Annotated in this window: 5 protein-coding genes and 1 pseudogene; 3 read left to right on the plus strand and 3 right to left on the minus strand. The window is 62.3% G+C overall.

Translation table 11 applies throughout. From position 1 onward, the window contains the following. The first annotated feature begins 184 nt into the window (after window positions 1-184). The 3 genes and pseudogenes from AC1DN0_RS39860 (at window position 185) to AC1DN0_RS39870 (ending at window position 4,182) form a co-directional block, all read left to right on the plus strand. Window positions 185-2,344: an acyl-CoA dehydrogenase gene (locus tag AC1DN0_RS39860; protein WP_441637430.1), complete on the plus strand. Its 2,160-nt coding sequence runs from the start codon at window positions 185-187 to the stop codon at window positions 2,342-2,344. A gap of 404 nt (window positions 2,345-2,748) precedes the next feature. Continuing rightward, window positions 2,749-2,902: pseudogene (locus tag AC1DN0_RS39865) on the plus strand (SulP family inorganic anion transporter); the annotation flags it as partial. 830 nt (window positions 2,903-3,732) lie between these two features. Next, window positions 3,733-4,182, plus strand: coding sequence for a PA2169 family four-helix-bundle protein (locus AC1DN0_RS39870; protein WP_441637432.1), 450 nt, complete (start codon window positions 3,733-3,735; stop codon window positions 4,180-4,182). A 498-nt stretch (window positions 4,183-4,680) separates the two neighbouring features. Here AC1DN0_RS39870 and AC1DN0_RS39875 read toward each other — a convergent pair whose 3' ends face one another. The 3 genes from AC1DN0_RS39875 to AC1DN0_RS39885 form a co-directional block, all read right to left on the minus strand. Then, window positions 4,681-4,833 (minus strand): hypothetical protein, encoded by a 153-nt coding sequence (locus AC1DN0_RS39875; protein ID WP_441637433.1) that lies wholly within the window; start codon window positions 4,831-4,833, stop codon window positions 4,681-4,683. Between the two features lie 96 nt (window positions 4,834-4,929). After that, window positions 4,930-5,286: a response regulator gene (locus tag AC1DN0_RS39880; RefSeq protein ID WP_441637435.1), complete on the minus strand. Its 357-nt coding sequence runs from the start codon at window positions 5,284-5,286 to the stop codon at window positions 4,930-4,932. Continuing rightward, window positions 5,286-6,032 carry an ATP-binding protein gene (locus AC1DN0_RS39885; protein ID WP_441637437.1) on the minus strand — a complete coding sequence of 249 codons (747 nt, stop codon included), beginning with the start codon at window positions 6,030-6,032 and terminating at the stop codon, window positions 5,286-5,288. The genes AC1DN0_RS39880 and AC1DN0_RS39885 overlap by 1 nt, the downstream gene beginning before the upstream one ends. Between the last annotated feature and the right edge of the window lie 21 nt (window positions 6,033-6,053).

Genomic DNA, 6,053 nt, shown 5'->3' on the forward strand with positions numbered 1-6,053 from the left:
TTGTTCGCTAACAGCATCCGTCCAGCGCGAACCCGCTTTCTGGTCGCTTCGTCCATCGCTTCGTCCATCTTCCCAGCCATGCAATCGACTCCCGATCAACGCCTTGGTCAGATAACGCGTCAGACTCAAATCGGTTGTCATGATTTATACAAGTCTCAATAATACTGGAACCTGGCGGAGCTAGATGCTGTCATCCCTGCTCGGAAGGCTCTTGATGCCTGCGTTCACCAATGCCCTGCCGAAGATCGGCGAGACGGAACGCGCTGCACTGGAGTCCGGTACGGTCGGTTTTGAAGGCTGCTTGTTCGAAGGCAAGGCTGATTTCGCGAGGCTTGCAGCGATTCCGGCCGAGCAGTTGACAGAGGAGGAGCAGGCCTTTCTGGAACAGCGCGTAACAGAATTGTGCGGAATGCTCGACGATTTCGCGATTGACGAGGCGCACGATCTGCCGGCTGAAGTCTGGCGCTATCTGCGCAAACATCGATTTTTCGGCATGATCATTCCGCGCGCCTACGGCGGGCTCGAATTCAGCCATGCCGCTCACGCCGCAGTTGTGACGCGCATCGCCAGCGTCAACACCGCTGCGGCAGTTACTGTGATGGTGCCGAACTCGCTCGGCCCGTCCGAACTGCTGGTGCGCTACGGTACCGAGGCACAGAAGAACCACTACCTGCCGCGCCTGGCGCGTTGCGAGGATCTGCCGTGCTTTGCACTCACTTCTCCGTATGCCGGCTCGGACGCCGCCGCAATTCCAGATATCGGGGTGTTGACGCAGCGCGAATGGAACGGCGCCATGACCGAGGGCTTTGCGCTGACCTTTTCCAAGCGCTACATCACGCTGGCGCCGGTAGCAACGGTTGTAGGCCTTGCCTTCAACGCCATCGACCCCACCCGGCCCGCCGGCATGCGGCAATTGGGCATTACCTGCGCGCTGATCCCGGTGCCGCATCCGGGCCTGCATATTGGAGCACGCCATAGGCCAATGAACAGTGCGTTCATGAATGGCCCGGTGCAAGGGGAGGATGTGTTCATTCCGCTTGACTGGGTCATCGGCGGCAGTAACAACATTGGCAGGGGCTGGCGCATGTTGATGGAATGCCTGGCCAACGGCCGGGCCATATCGCTGCCTGCGATCGGCGCGGCGCTGCAGCAAACTTCGCTGTATGTCGCCAACGGCTATGCTCGGCTGCGCAATCAGTTCGGCCTGCCGATTCAGCGCTTCCCCAGCATCGCCGCGCCGTTGGCGGAAATGGCTATTGAGCTGTATGCCACCGATTCCGCGCGGCGCCTAACGACCAGCATACTCGATCAAGGCGAACAGCCCAGCGTCGCCAGCGCCATCCTGAAATACCATCTGACGGAAGCGGGCCGCCGCGCGATCAACCATGGCATGGACATTCTCGGCGGCAAAGCGATCTGCGCCGGCCCATCCAATCTGCTGTCGACCGCCTACCGCCATGCGCCTATCGCCATCACTGTCGAAGGGGCCAACATCCTCACGCACGCGCTGATCATCTTCGGTCAGGGCGCCGTGCGCTGCCATCCCTATGTACTGAAGGAAATCCGGGCAGTCGAACAACGCAACCCCGTTGCGCTTGGCGACGCGGTGCTTGGGCATGGCGGCCACCTGTTGCACAGTTTCTTGGGCAGTCTTGTCCACGCGCCACTCCTGGGTAACGTGCCACCGGAATTCGAGCGCGAGGCGCGCAGGATTGCCCGGCTCGCCGCGAAATTCGCCTTCACCACCGACATTTGCATGGGGGTCCTCGGAGGCAAGCTGAAGCGGCTGGAACTGCTGTCGTCGCGGCTGGGCGATGCACTCTCTCATCTTTACATGGCATGTGCCTGCTTGTGGCATTACGCCAAGCATCCTGATGGCGAATTGACGCCTATCGTGCGTGGCGCCATCCGGCATCAGATCTGGCTCGCTAGCGAAGCCTTGCATGGGCTTTATGACAACGTATCCAATCCAGTGCTGAGGGTAGCCGGCAAGATCGCGCTGCAGGGATTGAGGCCAATCCACCGCCCGCGCGATTCGGAAAATCTTGCGATCGCTGATGCTCTCGGCGATCCGCGGGTCATCCACCGGCTGTGCCCGGATATCGAAACGCCAAGGGCTGGGGGCTTGCGCGATCTGCATGAGTTGCTGTCGCTGGCGCAGGAACTCGGCGAGACGGAGAGCCAGCGTCTGGCCGGCGCCATTCGTCAGCTCAAAACGCTGGAAAATATCGCCGCCACTTCCTCGGCTCCAAAGGCACTCGCCTTCCTGCGCGCGCTTGACAAGGTCATCCAGGTGGATAGCTTCCCCCCGGACAGTGCGGCTCGACCGCCTCACGCCTCATAGCTGCTGCATCGAGAGCGGCAATGACAACGGCCATTGGGGTATTCGGTAGATATAGATGGCCCGTGTTTGCAACCACTTTCCAGGGTGCGCGCGCGTCAATCGATTGTATGGCTCAAGTCACATCCGGAGTTGTATTCCCCGCCATCGATACCGAATCGCACCACGAATGATGGGCAGGAAACGCCGGTGGCGTAAGGAGGCAGCTGCGGACACGCGGATTCGCCCCAAGTCGGATCGGATCGGGCCAATACGCAGCTTGCCTGTAAGCCTCTTCGTTTTGTCAGGCGCTAGAATGTGGACCGGCGCCTCCGAAGAAAGCAGGGATATTAGCTGACTCCCCAATCGTTCCACACTGGCTGCCTCGGGGTTGGAAGGTCACCCGCTGCGCGTGGTCCCAGCTTTCGATGTTGGGCCACTATGAAAGAGCCTGGCAGGCGAAAGGATCTGTTCGCCGGGCTCGCGCTTACCGCGGTCATGATTCCCGCCGGCATGGAGTACGCTGAGGCAGCGCATTTGCCCGCCATAGCCGGGCTCTACGCCAGCATCGCGGCTCTCGTCCCAGTCATCGGCTCGCTGCCGCAAGGGCTAGCGGTGCCGCGCGAGCCCGTTGTGTCGCTCGCTGAGCTGCGCGCCCTGCTGCCTCTTCCAGCAGGGGCCTGCCCACGCGTGCCCAGCCGCAACGAGTTTTCGTCCTCGCCAATCGGCATGCCCTGGTGGGTGGTCAGCGCGTGGTCTTCAATTGAGACCACATTGCCGACCGTGTCGGAGCCCAACACCTTGGGCTGGGGAGATGGCCGTTCTTTCACGGCACGGTCGTAAGCGGCCTTCGCGCCGGTAGCCGCGCGGCTTGTGATATGCGTCACGTCGCTAGTCGGGGCGACCGTGAGTCTATCCGGCGCAGTACCGCTGCTAGCGGACGTGGGTTTCCTTTCTCCGCCCGATTTTCTTGCTGGGCCGCCTGGCGGCCGAGGCCTTGTTGAAAGTAGGCCTCTTTGGCATGGCGAATCCTGGAAAGAGGCTCGACAGAAAAAAACAGGGAGGCCTCATCCAAAGCAGATAGCGTGCCGGCACCGCAGCGGCATCCGCAAGATGCCATGACAGGCGGCCTGTCGCGCGCACTTTCGTCTTTGCGCGTCCGCAGTTTTGGTGCCATCATTTTCCTCGCACGACACGCGCGTTTTACATGGAGATGTAATTTGTAGGCAGGCGCCGACAAGCATTCGCGTAATCTCCCTACAGCGTGCGAACGCGCGCATTTGTACTGTTGATGGGGCAGTGTGGCGCGCACAGGAGTGCCGGGTAACCGGGTCCGATTTGCCGACATGTCGTCTTCACGGCGCCATTCTGTTCTGAATCTCTAAATCGTCCCTCTCTGCTAGGAGCTGACAATGGCTGACAAGAATATTTCCGTACTAAACGACTTGATCGAAGTTTCGCGTGACGGCCAGCAAGGCTTTCTCAAGGCAGCCGAAGACGCACAGAATCCCGAACTGAAGTCACTGTTTTCCAGCCGCGCTACCGAGATTGCCACGGCGGTGTCGGAGCTCCAGGCGCAGGTGGCAGCGCTCGGCGGCAAGCCGGAGGAGCACGGCAGCGTGACCGGYGCGCTGCATCGCGGCTGGGTCAGCCTGCGCACCGCAGTGGCTGATCGCAGCGACCTTGCCATCCTGGAGGAAACCGAGAAGGGTGAAGACGTGGCCAAGAAAAAATACGCCGATGCGCTGCAGGAGCCGGAACTGAGCTTCGACATTCGCGCGATGGTAGAGCGCCAGTACCAGGGGGTGCTGCGCAACCACGACCAGATCCGCGACCTGCGCAACCGTTATCGCGCGGCTTGAGGCCTGACGCCGCGCCTGACGAGGTAAGCGCGGCATGGCAATCTGCATCTACGGGGCAGCCTAGGGCACGGTTGGCTTCCTGTCTCGGCATTTTGACGGAACAGGTGGTCCAGAGAATTACCTCTAGTGGGTAGCCGCGTTTCTGAGAGGACACACGGCTACCCACTAGTAGCGTGATGACGAGATGGCGGCTTTCAGGAAGCGTCCGACGACAAGAAGCAGGAAGGTGTCGTCGCGCGGCGTGCTGATTTCCGCGTCAGTATGCGCGTCATAGCTTCGCTTGCAGGCTTGGCCGGCGATGTGGGCAGCGTCAGCATTTCCGGCCAGAACTCCCGCGCACTGGTCAGACTGGGACCTCAAGTGCGGCAGCGAGCACCCGCCGGCCGGCGCCAAGCCCACCGCGCACCGGAAGGGCAAGACGGATTCGCATTGAGCAGCCGCTCGCCTTGGCCACGACAATCGAGCGTTTCCTGCGGCAGGCATGACGCCATGCCTGCTTTACGCGCGCTGGGGCGCAGGCGGGGGCAGGTCGCCGGGAGGCGGGTCGTTGACCGGTGGCGGCGGGTCCGGGTCGGGCACCTTGGGCGGAGGAATCTCCGGCGCGGGCGGCAACTGGTCGGGCTCAGGCGTGATATGGAACTGAATCGGCATGTTTCTCTCCGGGGTCAGGACCGCGGCCGGTCTGGTGTGGGCCCGGGCCGCGGTCGATAGGCAAAGGCGGAGCAAGCGGCTGGCTCAAGCTCAGGCTCAGGCGGCTTCCCCCAGTTCGTCCAGGATGCGCGATAGCGCGTCCTGGTCGACCGGCTTGACCAAATGGTGATCGAAGCCGGCCTGCGTTGTACGCTCCCGGTCCGCCAGCTGGCTATAGCCAGTCAGCGCCACCAAGCTTACGTGCTGCAATGCCGGGATGGCTCGCAGGCGCCGGGCGATCTCGAAGCCGTCCATAGCCGGCATGCCGAGGTCCAGCAGGATGATGTCGGGCCGGGTCTTGACCGCGCGCACGATGGCGGCGGGGCCATCGATGGTGGTCACCACTGTGTGTCCCATGGCTTCAACTGTAAAGGCCATGGCCTCCAGCGTGTCGATATTATCGTCCACCGCCATCACCGTGCGCGGCGTGCCCGTCGGGTACCCGAGTTTGCCGATCTGTGGCTGTTCTGCGAGCGCTGGGCGGGCAGTTCCACCACGAAGGTGCAGCCCATGCCAGGGCCGGCGCTTTCGGCGTGGACGTTGCCGCCATGCAGCCTGACGAGCCTTTGTACCAACGAGAGCCCGATACCCACGCCTTCCTGTCCGGCGGCGGCGGGTGGCTTCTTGCCGTGACGCGCCGTGGCCGGGGGTAGACCGGTCGCCGCAGCTTCCAAGGGAGGAGGGCGGCCATGCGTATCAGTTTGTAACTCGTAGGGCAGGACGAGGGAGGCGTGCCAGCCACTGTCAACAAATTTGCCGCTCCGATCGCACGTTGAACGATGGTATCCGTCCATCGCCGGAGCAGAAAACCACCGCATTGCCGCTTGGTCAGCCCCCGCTTTAGCGCGGTCTCCCTGGAGCGCGCCAGAAGAGCGAGCGCGCCGCCGACGATCTGCGCACGGAACTGGCGCAGGCGCGCAGCGAAGCCCGCGACGCGGCGGTGACGCATGCCGCGACACCTGGGATGCGCAGGACTCGTGTTCGCTGCGCAGTGGCGATGAATAAAGGCTAGCTAAGAAGGCTGCCGACTGCTGTAAAAATATGTGGTTCTTCAGACTTTCGTGTGGGTAGGTAGTACGCTTTCGCGCATGGCTTGGTAAGGAGGTGTGCGATGGACAGCGTGGAACTGTACCGGCAGCTGCTTGGCGTGACTGCGCCATGGACGGTGGAGCGTGTCGACC

This window comes from Cupriavidus sp. 05N39 (assembly GCF_056397325.1).